We start from the raw sequence: 15,393 nt of genomic DNA on the forward strand, positions 1-15,393 counted from the left end.
GGCGATCCGCCGTCGACCGTTTATATACACCCGTCGAACCCGTGTCACGCCCCAACACGACCGAGGACGGCCGTGTCAACTGTTTTCAGGGGTTTCGGTACCGGTACATTTAAATTGAAGGCGACAGTAGAAACGAGTACCAGAACGCCACCGGGGCGCGTATCGCTCGACGATCGATGACAGGAAATCTTATTCACCGAGGTTTCGCAGATTGTGAGCGCACGCTGTACACCGTCGCTCGTCTCTGTCGAACGGACCACTCCCGAGCGACGGGTGTCGAGTCCAGTCGAGGCGGCGACCGTCCTCCGGTGCGGGTATGGCACAGAGGTTTGACTAACACATGGTAGACGAATCACAGAACATCGAACTTACAGAGGACGACCTAGAAAACAAATCGAAAGGCCAGCTCATCAAGATGGCCGGGCAGCTCCGAGACCGGCGTAACGAGCTCAACCAGATGGCCTCCGAGCGCGCATCCAAGCGCGACGACCTGAACGCCAAAACGCGCGAGAAGGTCGACGAGGCACAGGAACACCGCGAAAAGCGCGACGAGCTCAACGAGCAGGTCCAGGAACACAAGGACAAACGCAACGAGCTCAACGCCGAAGCCAACGAGCTCTTCGACAAAGTAGAACAGCTCAAGTCGGACATGGAACTCGACGAGGGCAAGGATCTCGAGGAGCTCGAAGAGGAAATCGAGCAACTCGAGTTCAAACAGCAGACCGAGGTCCTCTCGAGCGAAGACGAGAAAGAGCTCATCGAGAAGATCGAGTCCAAGCGCGAGGAGTACGAAGAGCGCAAGCAGAAACTCGACCAGAACGAGGACCTCGAGGAGCTCGTCGAGGAAGCCGAGGAAGTTCGCTCGGAAGCCTCAAAGCACCACCAGAAAGTGACGGAGCTTGCGGACAAGGCCCAGGAACATCACAACCAGATGATCGAGGCCTACCGCGAAGCCGACGACATCCGTGACGAAGCTGACGAGATGCACGAGTCCTTCGTCGAGGCCCAGGAGGCTGCCGACCGCCACCACGAGGACTTCGTCCGCGTCCAGAAGCGCCTGCGCGAACTGGACAAGAAAGAGGAAGAAGAGCGCAAGTCCCAGCGCGACAAGAAGAAAGAAGCGGCCAAAGAAGAGGCCGAAGAGATCTATCAGAAGTTCAAGGAAGGCGAGACCCTCGACACCGAGGACCTGATGAAGCTCCAGAAGACGGGGCTGCTCTAACGCGGTTCGTCCACCTGTGTCTTTTTGCGGCTTTTCTCCGCCGGCGTGAGCGGGTGCGCCGTCCTCGAGTCGGCCACCACGAACGCGAACACGTACGCTTAACTCGACAGCAGCCACAGGTGCTGCCATGAGACGAGGTGGTGACGATGGATCGTGGTAGTGGTATCGTGCGTCTGGTGATCGTGGCGATCGGTGCCGCCGTGTTCGCCGCGCTCGGCGTTGCGCTGTTCGTCGTGTATCCGGAGTCGCTGGCCGATCTGGCCGGCGTCCTCATCGCGCTCGTCGTCGTCGTCGCGGGGGTTCGGATCGCCAACAACGTCGCCGACTCGCTGTTTCCGGGCTATGACGTCGCCGAGGTCGCTGTCGACGGGCCGATTACTCGAGACGGTGGCGGGGGACGACTGCCCTCGAGTCCGGGTGGAACGCCGGCCGACGACATCGTCGATCAGATCGACCGAGCCGACGACGATGACCACGTCGACGCGTTACTGTTGAAACTGAACACGCCGGGCGGCGAAGTCGTCCCGAGCGACGATATCCGCCTCGCAGCCGAGCGCTTCGACGGCCCGACCGTCGCCTACACGACCGACGTCTGTGCGAGCGGCGGCTACTGGATCGCCAGCGGCTGTGACGAACTCTGGGCCCGCGACGGCAGCATTGTCGGCTCGATCGGCGTTATCGGCTCGCGGGTGAACGCGAGCGACCTCGCCGAGAAGATGGGGCTCTCCTACGAGCGCTTCGCGGCGGGCGAGTACAAAGACGCCGGAACGGCGCTCAAGGAAATGGACGACGACGAACGCGAGTACCTCCAGGGACTGATCGACGACTACTACGAGACGTTCGTCGAGCGGGTCAGCGACGGTCGCGACTTAGAACCCGAGTTCGTCCGGGACACCGAGGCACGGATCTATCTCGGTGAGGAGGCCTACGAGATGGGGCTGGTCGATCACCTCGGGACGCGTCGGGAACTCGAGACCGAACTGGCGGACCGACTCGACAGGGACGAGGTGACCGTCGAGGAGTTCGAACCCGAACGACCGCTGATGGCTCGCGTGGGAACCGGAGCCCAACAGCTCGCCTACGCTTTCGGGGCCGGTATCGCCGGCATCGCCGAGGACCGAGAATTCAAACTGCGGCTATAATCGACACCGTTTCCGGGCCGGCGGTGGCCCAAACGGGTCGAACGAGTGAGTGGTTTTATCGTTACACAGAATGGAACGGCTATCGTGACAACGCTGGTCGTCTGTCTCGACCGGACCGACGACGTGGGTCGCAAGACCGGCCTCCGGTCGCCCGTCGTCGGCTGGGAAGCAGTCCGCGCGCTGGTGACTGACGTCGGACTGGCCGATCCGGAAGATTCGGGAGTGAATTCGCTGCTCGAGACGTTGCGCGTCGCCCAGGACCTCCGTGACGGGAACGAAGACGTCGTCGTCGCCGTCGTCTCGGGGGACCGAGAGTCGATGGTCTCGGCGGACCGAGCCGTTGCCCACCAGCTCGACGAGCTCGTCGCCGAGTACGATCCCGACTCGGCCGTCGTCGTTATCGACAGCGCGGAAGACGAGCGGCTGGTGCCGATCGTCGAGAGTCGTATGCAGGTCGATTCGGTCGACCGCGTCGTCGTTAGACAGGCTCGAGACATCGAGTCGACGTACTACTTGCTCAAGCAGTTTCTCGCCGACGAGGAACTGCGCCAGACCGTGCTCGTGCCGATCGGGCTCACGTTGCTGGTCTTCCCGATACTCGCGACCGTCGTCGGTCCCGCAGAGGGAGCCGCCGCGATCACGACCGTGATCGGTGTCTTCCTCCTTTATAAGGGCTTCAACATCGACGAACTCCTCACCGGACTCGCCCATCAGGCCCGCGAGTCGCTGTACTCCGGACAGGTCTCGGTCGTCACGTACGTCGTCGCGGCCGGTCTGACGTTCGTCGGACTCTTTGCAGGCGCGTTAGGCGTTTCGGGTCTCGACAACCCTGCCGGGGTGGTGATCCCGGCGATGCGGTTCGCCTTCGACAGCGTCCCGTGGCTCGCGATGGCCGCGTTGACGGCCAGTGCCGGACGACTCCTCGACGAAGCGATCAGCGACGAACCGATTCGGCGCTCCTACCTGAATCTTCCCTTCATCGTCGTCGCCGTCGGGCTCGTCGTGCGGGGCTTTTCGGCGTACTTCCTCGAGCAACAGGGCGTGATCGACCCGTTCGAGGTGCCAGCGGCCGAGTTCGGTGCGCTCTCGAACGAGAGTTTCGTGGTGACAGCGGGCGAACGGCTCGCCCTGTTCGTCGTGACGGCGATCGTGATCAGTCTCGTCGGTGCACGGCTCGCGTCGTATTTCAGCGAGTCCGAATCGAACCACAACGAGGCAACCGAGACGGCTCAGGATGCGCCACCCACCGCGAGTTCGCAGTCGGAACTGACCGACGGCGGGCCGACGGGGGCGGCTGCAAAACGGGCAGACGACTCCGATGAGGACGACCTCGACGAGTAGCTCTCTCGAGCGACTCGGTACGCATTTACTCCTGTGGGCTCACTGACGACCATGAGCGACGCAGACGGGACGTGGGTAAGTCTCTTCTCGGGCGGCAAAGACTCCGTGTGGGCGCTGTATCAGGCCCTCGAGAACGACCTCGAGGTCTCGCACCTCGTCACCGTCCACCCCAAAGGGGACTCCTATATGTATCACGTCCCCGCGACGGACCTCGCCGCGCTGGCCGCGGACAGCATCGGCATTCCGCTCGTCGACGTCGAACCCGACGACTTCGAAGCCGACGCCGCAGCCGACTCGAGCGCACAGGGCGACGACGAACTCGAGCCCCTCGAAGCCGCGCTCGTCGACCTCGACAACCGACTCGAGGGCGGTATCGCGGGTGTCACGGCGGGGGCCGTCGAGAGCGAGTACCAGACGAGCCGCATTCAGGGGATGTGCGACCGACTCGACTGTGAGCTGTTCGCGCCGCTGTGGCAGGAGGACCCGCGTGAACTGGCCGACGCGATGCTCGAAGCCGGCTTCGAGATCACGATCGTGCAGGTCGCCGCCCACGGCCTCGACGAGTCGTGGCTCGGCCGAACGCTCGACCGCGAGGCGCTCGAGGAACTCGAGCGACTCAACGATGCGTACGGTGTCCACATCTTAGGTGAAGGCGGCGAGTTCGAGACGCTGGTGGTGGGTGGCCCGCACATGGACCAGCGAATCGCCCTCGAGTACGATACCGAGTGGGACGGCACCCGCGGACGAGTGCGGATCACGGACGCCCGGCTCGAGTAACGTTTCAATCGACGGCCGAATCCCTTTGCGCCTCGACGGCGACCCTGTCGATGGCATGATCGAATCCGAACACGACCTGTTCGTCCGGGAGCTTCGGGAACTCTACCACATCGAGCAGGAACTCGCGGACCTCCAGACGGAACTGGCCGACGCGGCAACCGACGAGGAGCTCGAGTCATATTACATGGCGCACAGCGAGACCACGTCGGAGCAACTCGAGCGACTCGAACAGCTGTTCGAGGGGTTCGGCGTCGATCCCGGGGTGATCGAGAGCTCGTCGCTGTCGGGGCTCCGGACGGAACGCGACGAGCGCGTCGAGGATCTCCGGGATCCAGTGCTCGGTGATCTCGTCGAGGCCGAACTCGGACGTGCGATCGAACGCCTCGAACTCACGAAACTCGAGACGTTGCTGACGCTGGCGGATCGCATGGATCTCCCCGCGGAGATCGTCGATCCCCTCGAGCAGACGAAAGCGGAAGCCGAAAGCGGCCTCGAACGAATACAGGAACTGCCGGCGTAGCCCGATCAGGAACCGTTTTTAATTGTGGTGTGGGCCCCGATGAGTGCGCCCGCGAGGTCGAGATCCTCGAGATGTGTCCCTTCGTCGATGATCGAGCGTCGAATGTCGGCGTTTCGAACGGTTGCGTTCGGAAAGATCACCGCGTGATCGAGGGTCGTGTTCTCGAGCGTGACGTCGCCCATCACGTGAACGTTGTCGCCGATCGACGCGTTCTCGAGGGTCGCCGAGTCGTCGACGATCGACTCGCCGTCTAAGTGCCAGGAAACGGCGTCGAGGTAGCTCTCTGGCGTTCCGATGTCGAACCACGCGCCTTCGAAGGTGTAGGCGTACGTCGGCTCGTGATTCTGGAGCCACTGGACGAACCAGCCGGGTTCGTCCGGGTTGTTGCCGTCCTCGAGATACGTCGGGAGCAGATCGAGCGACTCGGCGGGGAACGCATAGCAGGCGATCGAGACCAGCGTGCTCTTGGGATCGTCGGGTTTCTCCTGAAAGTCGACGACGCGGTCTCCGTCGAGATCGACGAGCCCGTAGGACTTGGCCTTCTCGCGGGAGCCGACGTCGTAGGCCGCAAGCGTCGGTGCGTCTTGGGCCTCGAAGTAGTCCAGAAAGTCAGCGATGTCGAAGCTAATCAGGTTGTCGCCGGCGATGACCAGCAGGTCGTCGTCGACGTTCTCGCGCTCGATCAACTGGGCGAGCGCGCCGACAACGCCGAATTTATCCGCCTCGTCGGTCGTCTCCTCAACCGACAGCTGGGGTTTCTCGAACGGGCTGTCGGCGAGGTGGGCTTCGAAGTCGGCTGCAAACCGCTCGTTGGTGCTGACGTAGACGTCGTCGATCCGATCGTCAGCCTCGAGTGCGTCGAAGATCCGATCGACGACGGTTGACTCACCGATCGGGAGAAACATCTTGGGTCGATGTTTCGTGATCGGCCACATCCGAGTCGCGTACCCGCCGGCAAGGACGACGGCTTTCATGACTCGAGGTTCACTTGCCCGTGATAAGTCGTTTGTCCTTTCAGAAGGCGCGCAGGTGCTATCGAGCGGCCGAGGCTCGGGGGCTGCCGGTCAACGGGTACCGTCCGTGTCACACAGTATAAATCCCCGACGCTCTTCTGTCGAGCCATGCGTGAGGCCGACGAAACGACGCGACAGCGACTTGCCGACGCGCTCCGTGCCAAACCAGCAACACCGAGCGAGCTTGCGATTGCCCTTGATCTGACGCCCGAATCGGTGCTCCGGCACGCCGAGCACGTCTCCCAGTCGGTCGACGGAACCGAGACGGACGAACAACTACTCGTCGCACCGCCGACGTGTCGGGAGTGTGGCTTCGACGACTTCGACGACCTGCTGAACCTCCCTTCGAGGTGTCCCAACTGCAAAAGCGAGTCCGTTGCCGAACCGACGCTGACGATCGAGTGAGTCCCATCAGGTGCGATGACTGTCACGTTTCGCTGACGACCTGAAACAGATTCGATACTAATATTTACCGTGGCGGCGAGATGCCGACACGAACTCTCGAGCGAGCGGGTGTCCGGCGTGTGGTCCCATCGACACCTGTCACCGTCTTCGTCTCCACTGGACAGGTATCCGTTCGACTCGAGAGGTTTGGAGGATACGAATGACTGCCACGTCCCACCCCGAGTCCGACTGTGTCGAGTTCGTCCGGTCGGTTCTCGAGAGCCTCGACACGTGCGAGGCATCGGCCGAAACGATCGACGAAGCGTTCGGGTTACTCGCCGACCAGCGACGACGACTGTTGCTCGAGGTAATGCGTACCTACGGGGAAGCGGTGACGCTCCCCGATGCCGCCGAGGAGGTCGCCGTTCGCGAAACCGGCCGACAGATGCCGAACATTTCGGCCGAGCGCGTTCACGAGGTTTACCTCTCGTTGTATCACGACCACCTGCCGCGGCTGATCGACGCCGGCCTGCTCGAGTACAATCAGGAGCGAGATATGGTCGCGCCGAACGCGCTCTGTTGACCTAGAACTCGACGTTCGAGGTCGACGTCAGTTCGTCGCCGTCATCGATCGGGCCCACACCGAGATACGTGTACTCGTCGTCGGTCAGATAGACGTCGCCGTCTGCGACGGTTATTTCGAGAGCCGAGAGATACGCCCCTTCGCAGGGCCCGTGCGTGCACTCACCGGAGTCGGCGTCGAAGTACGCGCCGTGGTTCGCACAGACGAGTTCGCCGTCGCGCATGGGTGCGCCGGACCCCTTGTCGATTTTAATGTGGGTGAGATGCTGGCAGTAGTTCAGCCAGCAGGCCAGTTCGGGTTCGTCGGCACCCGACTCCGTCGCGACGAGAATCGCTTCCTGCGGTCCATCCGCTCCGTTCGTGACACGAAAGAGCACCGTCGAGTCCGTCGGCACCGTCTCGAGGGCGGTGATCCGTTGGGACGCGTCCATCGCCACGCTGGTTATCGATCGGTTCCCCTGAACGTTCCGGTCTGCCGGATGTCTGACGCAGTTTTAACCTCCTGAGTGCCAAACGACGGCTATGGACTCCCTTCTCATCTACGGCTCGTATGGCTATACCGGCCGGCTGATCGCCCGCGAAGCCGTCTCTCGAGGAGGGTCGCCGGTCGTCGCCGGCCGCGACGCGCGTGCCGTAACTCGACAGGCAGACGAACTCGGCGTCGAGGGACGGACGTTCGCACTCTCCGACGACGTCGCCGCTCAGCTCCGGCGATTCGATGCCGTACTGAACTGTGCCGGACCGTTCTCGAAGACGGTCGACCCGCTCGTCGACGCCTGCCTCGAGACCGGGACCGACTATCTCGACGTTACTGGCGAGTTTCAGGTGTTCGAGCGGCTGCGCCAGCACGACGCTGGAGCGCGCGCGGCGGACGTGACGTTGCTTCCCGGTGTCGGCTTCGAGGTCGTTCCGTCGGACTGTCTGGCTGCGTTTCTTCACGAGCAGTTGCCGTCAGCGACTGCGCTCTCGCTCGGTCTCAAAGGGAACGGGCCGCTCTCGCGGGGGACCGCCCGGACGGTCGTCGAACAGCTCGGCAGCGACGGCGTCGTTCGCCGAAACGGGCGGCTCATCAAGGTGCCAACCGCGTTCCGGACACGCGAGATCGACTTCGGGACCGGGCCCGAACACGCCGTCACGATCCCCGGCGGCGACGTCGTCACCGCCGCACACAGCACGGATATCGACACCATCGAACTCTATGCTGCGATGCCATCGTGGGCGACGCGGACGATGGCCGCTGCCGACTCGCTCGGTTGGCTGCTCGCTCGGCGACCGGTCGAAACGCTGGTGAAGCGCCTGGTCGACGCCCGCGTCGATGGCCCAGACGCGCGAGAACGGGCGCGCAGCGACGCGGTCGTCTGGGGCGAGGCTGTCGACGAGTCGACGGGCCGCCGCGCCCGCGCTCGAATGCGAACGCCGAATCCCTACACGCTGACGGCTGACGCCGCCGTCAGCGCCGCAGAGCGCGTTCTCGACGGCCGCGACCGGATCGAGTCACGCGTTCCGGCCGGCTTCCAAACGCCGGCATCGGCGTTCGGCAGCGAGTTCGTCCTCAAACTTGAGGGGACGACGCGCGACGTCCTCGAGACGCCGACCGAGACCGACGACTCGAATCGATCGACGGTCGAATCGGACGACTGAGACGGGCTGCTGTACCGCGTTTCCGGTGTCCCCGCGACCGTTCGGCGATCACACTGAAACGGACGGACAGGAGTCCGTACGATGTGGCGGTTTCACGGCGACTCGAGCGGTCGCGTGATCGACTCAACGCTTATGACGCAACGAGATGAACAACGAGACGAATGGCCCGCGCGTTCGTTCGCTCGGTCGTGCTGTGGACGCTCGTTGCGTACCTCGCCATCGCGCTCTTCGAGGCGATCGTCTTCGGGCGACTCGAGCCGACGAGATACGTTCCCGGAGCGGTCGGCGCGGGACTCGGCATCACCGCTGCGGATCGGCTGTCGCCACTGCGATTCTCACGATCCTGACGTGCTGGTGTTGGCGGTCTCGTCGCGGTGCTGATCGCGGTTTCGGTTCCCGAACTACCGCTCTCGTCGTGCACCGATGTCGGGTACGCCGGTGACGAGCCGCCCGGTGGCTTCGTGTACTACGAGTGGTATCTGGGCTGGCTCGGGAACTCACCCGACGGGGGCGTCAATCGGTGCGATACACCGATCGTCACGATCGCCCTCGGACTCCTCGCGCTCGGAAGCGCGATGCTCGGCCTCGAGCGCTGGAAACGGTAACGTCCGTACTGTGTGGCGATCATTGACGTTCCAAATCACCCCCGATAGCAGGCTCGCTCGACGCGTTCGTCGTACGCCCTCGAGAGCCGGTCCGTCACCGGGCCCCCACCGATCTCGTGGCCATCGAGCGTCTCGATCGGCCGCAGCTCCCACGTGCGGTTCGTCAGAAACGCCTCGTCGGCTTCGAGAACGGCCTCGAGGTCGTAGCGGCCCTCGAGGTCGTAGCGGCCCTCGTGGACCGCGATGTCGGCGTCAGCAGCGAGTTCGAAAACGATCGCACGCGTGATGCCCGGCAGGACGGGGCCGTCTGTCGTCGGCGTATACAGGTCGCCATCGCGGACGAACCAGAGGTTGCTCGTCGCGCCTTCGGCGACGGCGCCCTCCGTGTCGAACATGAGTGCCTCGTCCGCGCTCGGCTGCCCGTCTGTGTCCCGAAGCTCCGCGCGGGCCAGAATTCCGTTGAGGTAGTTGTGTGTCTTCGCCGCAGCGGGAATCGACTCGGACGGTATTCGGCGCGTCTCGACCGTTCGCACGGTCGCCGGTCCGTCCCAGACAGGCTCGCCGTCGACGCCCCCGCGAGGCAACGGCTTCGCGTAGATGACGACCGTCGGGTCGACGTCGGGTTGGGGCGTGAGTTTTCCCGGCTGGACGCCGCGCGTGATCGAGAGCCGGACGTAGGCGTCCTCGAGGTCGTTCGCTGTGAGCGTCTCGTCGATCCGATCCCGGAGGTCGGCAGCCCCGAGGCCGTGGTCGAGCGACAGCGATTCGCAGGTTCGCTCGAGGCGCTCTAGGTGGGCGTCCCACTCGAAGACCGTCCCGCCGTAGACGCGCATGGTCTCGAAGGCGGCGTCGCCGTAGCGAAAGCCGCGGTCGTCGACGCTGACCGTCGCCTCGCTCGCGGGGACGAGGTCGCCGTCGACGTGATAGATCGGCTCGACACGCATTCGTGCTCAGACCTCCTCGTCTGCGTTGGTTTCGGCGGCGAGTCGACAGAAGTTCGCGATCATGCGTTTGCCGACCGCGAGCGAGATCCCGTCGCCGTCCGCGGCGTCTTCGTGGCGACGCGTCAGAATGCTTTCGGGGTGGAACTGGACGCCGATGTGGGGCTTCTCGCGGTGGCGAACCGCCATCAACATGCCGCGTTCGTCGGTCGTCCGGGCCGTCTCGACCAGCGAGTCGGGAAGGTCGTCACGTTCGACGGCGAGCGAGTGATAACGGCCGACCTGAAACGTCGACGGCAGGCCGTCGAAGAGGCCCTCGCCGTCGTGGCTGACCGTCGAGGGCTTGCCATGGACGACGTGGGGGGCGTGGACGACCGGTGCGCCGTTCGCTGCACAGAGGGCCTGGTGTCCGAGACAGACGCCGAGAATGGGGTACTCGGTCTCGGCGAACAGCGGAGTCGAGAGTCCCGCCTCCTGTGGGGTTCCCGGCCCCGGCGAGACGATGATTCCCGTCGGATCGATCGCGTCGACGGCTGCGAGGTCGATCTCGTCGTTGCGCCGAACGATCACCTCGGCCGCGAGTTCGCCAACGTACTGGACGAGATTGTACGCGAAGGAGTCGTAGTTGTCGACGACGAGGATGCGGGCGTTTCCGGTCGGTGTCGGCTCACTCATGGCTCTCACCCTCCGTCTCGAGGGCCATCGCGGCGCGTTCCCCGAGCGCATCGTCGACGGCTGTAATCAGCGCGCGGGCCTTGTCGAGTGTTTCGTCGTACTCGCGTTCGGGGTCGGAGTCGTGAACGATCCCGGCCCCCACGCGGAGATGGTACTCCTCGGCGTAGCGAACGAGCGTCCGGATCACGATGTTGAGCGTCGCCCGGCCGTCGAAGCCGAAGATCCCGACGCTGCCCGTGTAGGGGCCTCGCTGGGTCGCCTCGAGTTCGTCGATGATCGCCATCGTCCGTGGTTTCGGCGCGCCTGTGATCGTCCCGCCCGGAAACACCGCGGCGATCGCGTCGGCCAGCGTTTCGTCAGCCCGCAACTGACCCGTGACGTTCGAGACGAGGTGCATCACCTCGGCGTAGCGGTCGATCCGGCGGTACTCGGAGACCTCGACGGAGCCGTACGCACAGACTTTTCCGAGGTCGTTTCGCTCGAGGTCGACCAACATCGCGTGTTCGGCACGCTCTTTCTCGTCGGTTCGGAGGTCCGCCTCGAGTGCGTCGTCTTCCTCGGGCGTGTCGCCGCGGGGACGCGTCCCCGCGATGGGCTCTGTCCGGACGAAATCGACGTCACGGTGCTCGCGTCGGTCGCCACTCTTAGTGCTCGCCGAGGCCGAGGACGAATCTCGCGGTGGCTCGCGCTCGAGTAACAGTTCGGGGCTCGCGCTTACCAGATCAGTGCTGGCAAACTCGAGCAGACAGGAGTACGGCGCGGGGTTGACCCGCCGGAGGGCGTCGTAGGCCGCGACGGGGTGGACCGCCGCTGGCGCGACGAGTCGCTGAGAGAGGTTTGCCTGAAACGTCTCGCCGTCGCGGATGTACGCCTTCGCTTGGCTGACACGGTTGGCAAACGCCTCGCGGCCGCAGTCGCTCTCGAACGTCGCTGCCGCTGTCTCCGCCGGTGGCTCGCCGACCGCTGGATCGCCTTCGAGCGTCGCCCGAGCCAGCTCGAGCGCGCGTTCGCGGCCGCATTCGTAGGCCGTCTCGAGCGTCTCGTCCGAAATCTCGTCGCCGAACGCGTCGGCCTCGAGTCGCGGACAGGCCGTGATCCGCAGCGTCACGTCGTCGCCCTCGGTGGGTTCTTTCCACGCCGCCAACCGGTCGTAGATGCCGACCTCGAGTCGGGGCAGGCCGCGGTCGTCGACGGCCGATTCGGGGAGGGCCTCGAGTTCGCGGGCGATGTCGTAGGCGAGCCAGCCGATCGCCCCACAGGGATAGGGGACGTCACAGTCACCACGGCACAGATCGTCTCCCTCGAGTAACCCCTCGAGCGCCGCGAGCGTCGGCGATTCGTCGCTCGATTGAGAGCGCATGACGGCATCGGGTGAAACCGTCAGTCGATCGACTGGGTCGACGCCGAAGTAGCCCCAGCCGGGCTGGCCGCCGGTCGTCTCGAGGAACGCCCCGCCGCGGGTGTCGGCCGGTCGGGCACGGCGGTAGGCGAAAAACGGATCCTCGACGGTGACCCGAACCTCGACGGGGAGTCGGACGCCAGTGCGCGTCGCCGGTGTCGAATCTGCCGTCGGATCGCGCTGTGCGAGCCACTCGCGGGCAGCGGCTCGAAACGACGCGAACGACGTGACAACGCGCGGGTCGCACATGTGCTCGGGGAGGGCATGGGACCCTAATCCTCTTGCGGTTTCGGGCGTGTCAGTGACCTGAACGCAGACAGACGGCGGTAGAGAAGAGAACGCGCGGGCAGGACGGAACGGGAATTATCGGACTTCGGCGCGGTCGATCCAGCCCTGAATGCGCTTTTCGGAGATATCGGTCCCCTCGGCGAGTTCGGCGGCGTCCGCAGCGGCGAGTTCGGTGACGGTTTCGACGCCCGCCGACGCGAGCCGATCCGCGTAGGCAGGCCCGATTCCCTTGATCGAAGTGACGGGTTCCTGCGTCGTCGGATCGACGTCCTGCTCGTCGGTATCGGCGTCCGGTTCGTCGTCGGCTGGGGTCTCGTCGACAGTGCGCTCGGACTCGTCGGCGTCGGTCGCTGGTGTGGCCTCCTCGAGTTCGGTATCGACCTCTTTTGCGGGTTCGGATTCGGTTGCTGGTGCGGGCTCGGGCTCGGCTTCCTCGACCGGGGACGCTCCCTCGGCGTGATCAGGTGTCTTCTCGGCCGTTGGGGACGCGTCCGCCGGCGTGGGGCCGGTCGCCTCCGCCGGCTCCGCCGCGGCGTCGGGTTCGTCTGTCGGTTCCATCATCGAGTCGGTCGAACTCGAGGCGGTCGAGCCGGCGGCTACCGACTCGTCGGTGGTGGCCGACTGGTCAGGTTCGGGCTCGGTCTCGTTGGCAGCTTCGGTTTGCGACCCAGTCGTCGCGCTCGCTGGTGCCGGTGGTTCCGTTCGTGTCTCGTTCGTGGTCGATTCGGTGGTGTCGTCGCCCTCCTGTGACCCTTCCCGTTCGACCGTGACGCCGACCTCTCGAGTCTGCCCTCGCTCCGGGTCGGACGTGCCGAGTCCGAGGAGCGATTTCAACTTCTGGAGGAGTGCCATTGTGCCGATATAGTTGGCACCACCACTTAAATTCGCCTGATATCGGGATGTATCGCCCCGAAAACCGGTTTTCCGGGCCTACAGCTGCGAGCGAAGCGCCTCGTTCATCGCCTCGACTGGCGGTTCCTCGCCGGTCCACAGTTCGAACGCCTCGACGCCCTGATAGAGCAACATCCACGCGCCGTCAACGGTCGTCGCCCCGACATCCGCCGCGTCCCGCAGCAGGCGCGTCTCGAGTGGCTGATAGACGGCGTCCATCACGGCCAGCTCCCCGTGGAGCGTGTCGGCGGGCACCGGCGTCTCGTCCGATTCCATGCCGACGCTCGTCGCGTTGACGAGCACGTCGGCGTCTTCGAGCAGGTTGGCGAGCGTCCCGGACTCGAGGCCGTGGCCCGTCGCCCCCGGAACCGCCTCGGCGAGCTCGTGGGCCGTCGACTCGGTTCGGTTGGCGATCTCGACCGTCGCGCCCGAATCGGCGAGGCCGAACGCGATCGCCCGTCCGGCTCCGCCGGCTCCGACGACGACGGCGCGTGCGTCCTCGAGCGTGACGTCGTGGTCGCGCAGCGCGCGCATCGCGCCGACCGCGTCGGTATTGTGGCCAGTCGGCGTTCCGTCCCCCGTGAAATCGACCGTGTTGACCGCGCCGATCCGGGTCGCCAGCTCGTCGGCGTCGACGTACTCGAGGACGTCCTGTTTGAACGGAATCGTCACGTTCAGCCCCCTGATGCCGAGCGCGTCGGCTCCGTCGACCGCAGCCTCGAGGGCCGCCGGCTCGGGCTCGAAGGTGACGTAGCGGGCGTCGAGCTCGAGCTGGTCGTAGGCCGCTTCGTGCATCGGCGGTGACAGCGAGTGTCCGACCGGGTTGCCGAGCAACCCGAAGACGTCCATAGCCATACGCCACACTCGAGGCGGCGGGGATATACAGATACCGAACACGAGATACCGAACGCGGTGCCGATCGTCGGGGGTGTGCTATCCCGTCTCGTATCCGGTCGAAATCTGCACAGACTTACGTCGGACGCGTCAAGGGCACCCATGCTCTCCGGCCTGTCCCTCCACCTCGGGTTGCTCGTGGCCGGCATCTTCGTCCTCTATGCCGGTGCCGAGTTGCTCGTCGCCGGCGCCGGTCGACTCGCGCTGGGGATCGGCCTCCGGGCGGCGACCGTCGGCGTGACGGTGATCGCCCTCGCGACGACCGCACCCGAACTGTTCGTCTCGGCCATCGGCGCGGTGAACGTCTCGACCGACATCGGCCTCGGCGCCGTAATCGGCTCGAACATCGCCAACATCGGGCTCGTCCTCGGGGTCTCCGCGCTCATCAAACCGTTGCACATCAGCCAGACGGCGATGCACCGACACGTCCCGTTCATGCTCTTTGCGGTCGTCTTGCTCATCGTCCTCGGCGTCGACGGGACGATCGGCTCGCTCGAGGGAGCGATCTTTCTGCTAGTGCTTGGCGGCTTTACGGCGTATCTGGTCCACTCGGTCAACGCGAATCCAGCTCCGGACGTCGACAACCCCGATGCGAGCGTCGGGCTCTCGCTTCGGGACGTCGCACTCGTCCTCGGCGGGCTGGTCGCGCTCGTGCTCGGGTCGCGGTGGCTGGTTTCGGGCGGCACCGCGTTGCTGTCGGCACTCGGCGTCTCGGATCTGGTGATCGGGCTGACGGTGCTCGCGCTGGGCACCTCGCTTCCGGAACTCGCGGCCTCCGTCGTCGGGGCAGTTCGCGGTGAGAGCGAGTTCGCCATCGGCAACGTCGTCGGCTCGAACATCTACAACATCCTTGCCGTCCTCGGCATCGTCGCCCTGATCACGCCGATCGAGATCGCCTCGAGCACGCTGTGGCTCGAACTCCCCGTGCTGGCCGTCTTTACGGTCGCACTAGTCGGGATGATGGCCTACGGCCGGACGGTCACGCGACTCGACGGCGCCGCCCTCGTCGCCGGCTACGTCGGTTTTCTCGCGTTGCTCATCCCGTGATGTTTCGAGGTCCGTAACCCAACCGAGCCAA

Annotated in this window: 18 protein-coding genes; 11 read left to right on the plus strand and 7 right to left on the minus strand. The window is 64.9% G+C overall.

What is annotated here, in order from left to right:
• Positions 1 to 340: 340 nt before the first annotated feature.
• The 5 genes from GCU68_RS12605 to GCU68_RS12625 all read left to right on the plus strand — a co-directional run bounded on the left by GCU68_RS12605 (position 341) and on the right by GCU68_RS12625 (position 5,002).
• Positions 341 to 1,222, plus strand: a complete 882-nt coding sequence (locus GCU68_RS12605; protein ID WP_152942121.1) for a coiled-coil protein — start codon at positions 341 to 343, stop codon at positions 1,220 to 1,222.
• A gap of 146 nt (positions 1,223 to 1,368) precedes the next feature.
• Positions 1,369 to 2,364, plus strand: a complete 996-nt coding sequence (sppA, locus tag GCU68_RS12610) for a signal peptide peptidase SppA (RefSeq protein ID WP_152942123.1) — start codon at positions 1,369 to 1,371, stop codon at positions 2,362 to 2,364.
• An 84-nt stretch (positions 2,365 to 2,448) separates the two neighbouring features.
• A complete protein-coding gene (locus GCU68_RS12615) occupies positions 2,449 to 3,705 on the plus strand; it encodes a DUF373 family protein (protein WP_152942124.1) in 1,257 nt (418 codons plus the stop codon).
• Between the two features lie 51 nt (positions 3,706 to 3,756).
• On the plus strand, positions 3,757 to 4,482 hold the full coding sequence (locus GCU68_RS12620) for a diphthine--ammonia ligase (protein WP_152942126.1): 726 nt from the start codon (positions 3,757 to 3,759) through the stop codon (positions 4,480 to 4,482).
• A gap of 55 nt (positions 4,483 to 4,537) precedes the next feature.
• The gene (locus GCU68_RS12625) at positions 4,538 to 5,002 is read left to right on the plus strand and encodes a DUF892 family protein (protein WP_152942127.1); all 465 of its coding nucleotides are present in this window, start codon (positions 4,538 to 4,540) and stop codon (positions 5,000 to 5,002) included.
• A gap of 5 nt (positions 5,003 to 5,007) precedes the next feature.
• Here GCU68_RS12625 and GCU68_RS12630 read toward each other — a convergent pair whose 3' ends face one another.
• Positions 5,008 to 5,976 (minus strand): sugar phosphate nucleotidyltransferase, encoded by a 969-nt coding sequence (locus GCU68_RS12630; protein ID WP_152942129.1) that lies wholly within the window; start codon positions 5,974 to 5,976, stop codon positions 5,008 to 5,010.
• Between the two features lie 147 nt (positions 5,977 to 6,123).
• Between GCU68_RS12630 and GCU68_RS12635 the strand changes: the two genes are divergently transcribed.
• Entirely contained in the window at positions 6,124 to 6,420 is a 297-nt protein-coding gene (locus GCU68_RS12635; protein WP_152942131.1) for a transcriptional regulator, read from the plus strand.
• 199 nt (positions 6,421 to 6,619) lie between these two features.
• Positions 6,620 to 6,982, plus strand: a complete 363-nt coding sequence (locus tag GCU68_RS12640; RefSeq protein ID WP_152942133.1) for a DUF7344 domain-containing protein — start codon at positions 6,620 to 6,622, stop codon at positions 6,980 to 6,982.
• A 1-nt stretch (position 6,983) separates the two neighbouring features.
• Here GCU68_RS12640 and GCU68_RS12645 read toward each other — a convergent pair whose 3' ends face one another.
• The gene (locus GCU68_RS12645) at positions 6,984 to 7,412 is read right to left on the minus strand and encodes a Rieske (2Fe-2S) protein (protein ID WP_152942135.1); all 429 of its coding nucleotides are present in this window, start codon (positions 7,410 to 7,412) and stop codon (positions 6,984 to 6,986) included.
• Positions 7,413 to 7,503: 91 nt separating this feature from the next.
• Between GCU68_RS12645 and GCU68_RS12650 the strand changes: the two genes are divergently transcribed.
• The 3 genes from GCU68_RS12650 (at position 7,504) to GCU68_RS12660 (ending at position 9,227) form a co-directional block, all read left to right on the plus strand.
• Complete coding sequence (locus tag GCU68_RS12650) at positions 7,504 to 8,622, plus strand: saccharopine dehydrogenase family protein (RefSeq protein ID WP_152942136.1); 1,119 nt, start codon at positions 7,504 to 7,506, stop codon at positions 8,620 to 8,622.
• A 161-nt stretch (positions 8,623 to 8,783) separates the two neighbouring features.
• A complete protein-coding gene (locus GCU68_RS12655) occupies positions 8,784 to 8,969 on the plus strand; it encodes a hypothetical protein (protein ID WP_152942138.1) in 186 nt (61 codons plus the stop codon).
• A 27-nt stretch (positions 8,970 to 8,996) separates the two neighbouring features.
• Positions 8,997 to 9,227, plus strand: a complete 231-nt coding sequence (locus tag GCU68_RS12660) for a hypothetical protein (protein ID WP_152942139.1) — start codon at positions 8,997 to 8,999, stop codon at positions 9,225 to 9,227.
• 35 nt (positions 9,228 to 9,262) lie between these two features.
• On the opposite strand, the gene GCU68_RS12665 is transcribed toward GCU68_RS12660, so the two are convergent.
• The 5 genes from GCU68_RS12665 to GCU68_RS12685 form a co-directional block, all read right to left on the minus strand.
• The gene (locus GCU68_RS12665) at positions 9,263 to 10,171 is read right to left on the minus strand and encodes an aminotransferase class IV (protein ID WP_152942141.1); all 909 of its coding nucleotides are present in this window, start codon (positions 10,169 to 10,171) and stop codon (positions 9,263 to 9,265) included.
• A 6-nt stretch (positions 10,172 to 10,177) separates the two neighbouring features.
• The gene (locus tag GCU68_RS12670) at positions 10,178 to 10,843 is read right to left on the minus strand and encodes an anthranilate synthase component II (RefSeq protein ID WP_152942143.1); all 666 of its coding nucleotides are present in this window, start codon (positions 10,841 to 10,843) and stop codon (positions 10,178 to 10,180) included.
• The gene (locus tag GCU68_RS12675; protein ID WP_152942145.1) at positions 10,836 to 12,491 is read right to left on the minus strand and encodes an anthranilate synthase component I family protein; all 1,656 of its coding nucleotides are present in this window, start codon (positions 12,489 to 12,491) and stop codon (positions 10,836 to 10,838) included. The genes GCU68_RS12670 and GCU68_RS12675 overlap by 8 nt, the downstream gene beginning before the upstream one ends.
• A gap of 114 nt (positions 12,492 to 12,605) precedes the next feature.
• Entirely contained in the window at positions 12,606 to 13,382 is a 777-nt protein-coding gene (locus tag GCU68_RS12680) for a helix-hairpin-helix domain-containing protein (RefSeq protein ID WP_152942146.1), read from the minus strand.
• A gap of 78 nt (positions 13,383 to 13,460) precedes the next feature.
• Positions 13,461 to 14,270: a shikimate dehydrogenase gene (locus GCU68_RS12685; RefSeq protein ID WP_152943717.1), complete on the minus strand. Its 810-nt coding sequence runs from the start codon at positions 14,268 to 14,270 to the stop codon at positions 13,461 to 13,463.
• A 147-nt stretch (positions 14,271 to 14,417) separates the two neighbouring features.
• On the opposite strand from GCU68_RS12685, the gene GCU68_RS12690 reads away from it, so the two are divergent.
• A complete protein-coding gene (locus GCU68_RS12690; protein ID WP_152942148.1) occupies positions 14,418 to 15,362 on the plus strand; it encodes a calcium/sodium antiporter in 945 nt (314 codons plus the stop codon).
• Positions 15,363 to 15,393: the final 31 nt, after the last annotated feature.

It is taken from the genome of Natronorubrum aibiense, assembly GCF_009392895.1.
Taxonomy (GTDB): Archaea; Halobacteriota; Halobacteria; order Halobacteriales; family Natrialbaceae; genus Natronorubrum; species Natronorubrum aibiense.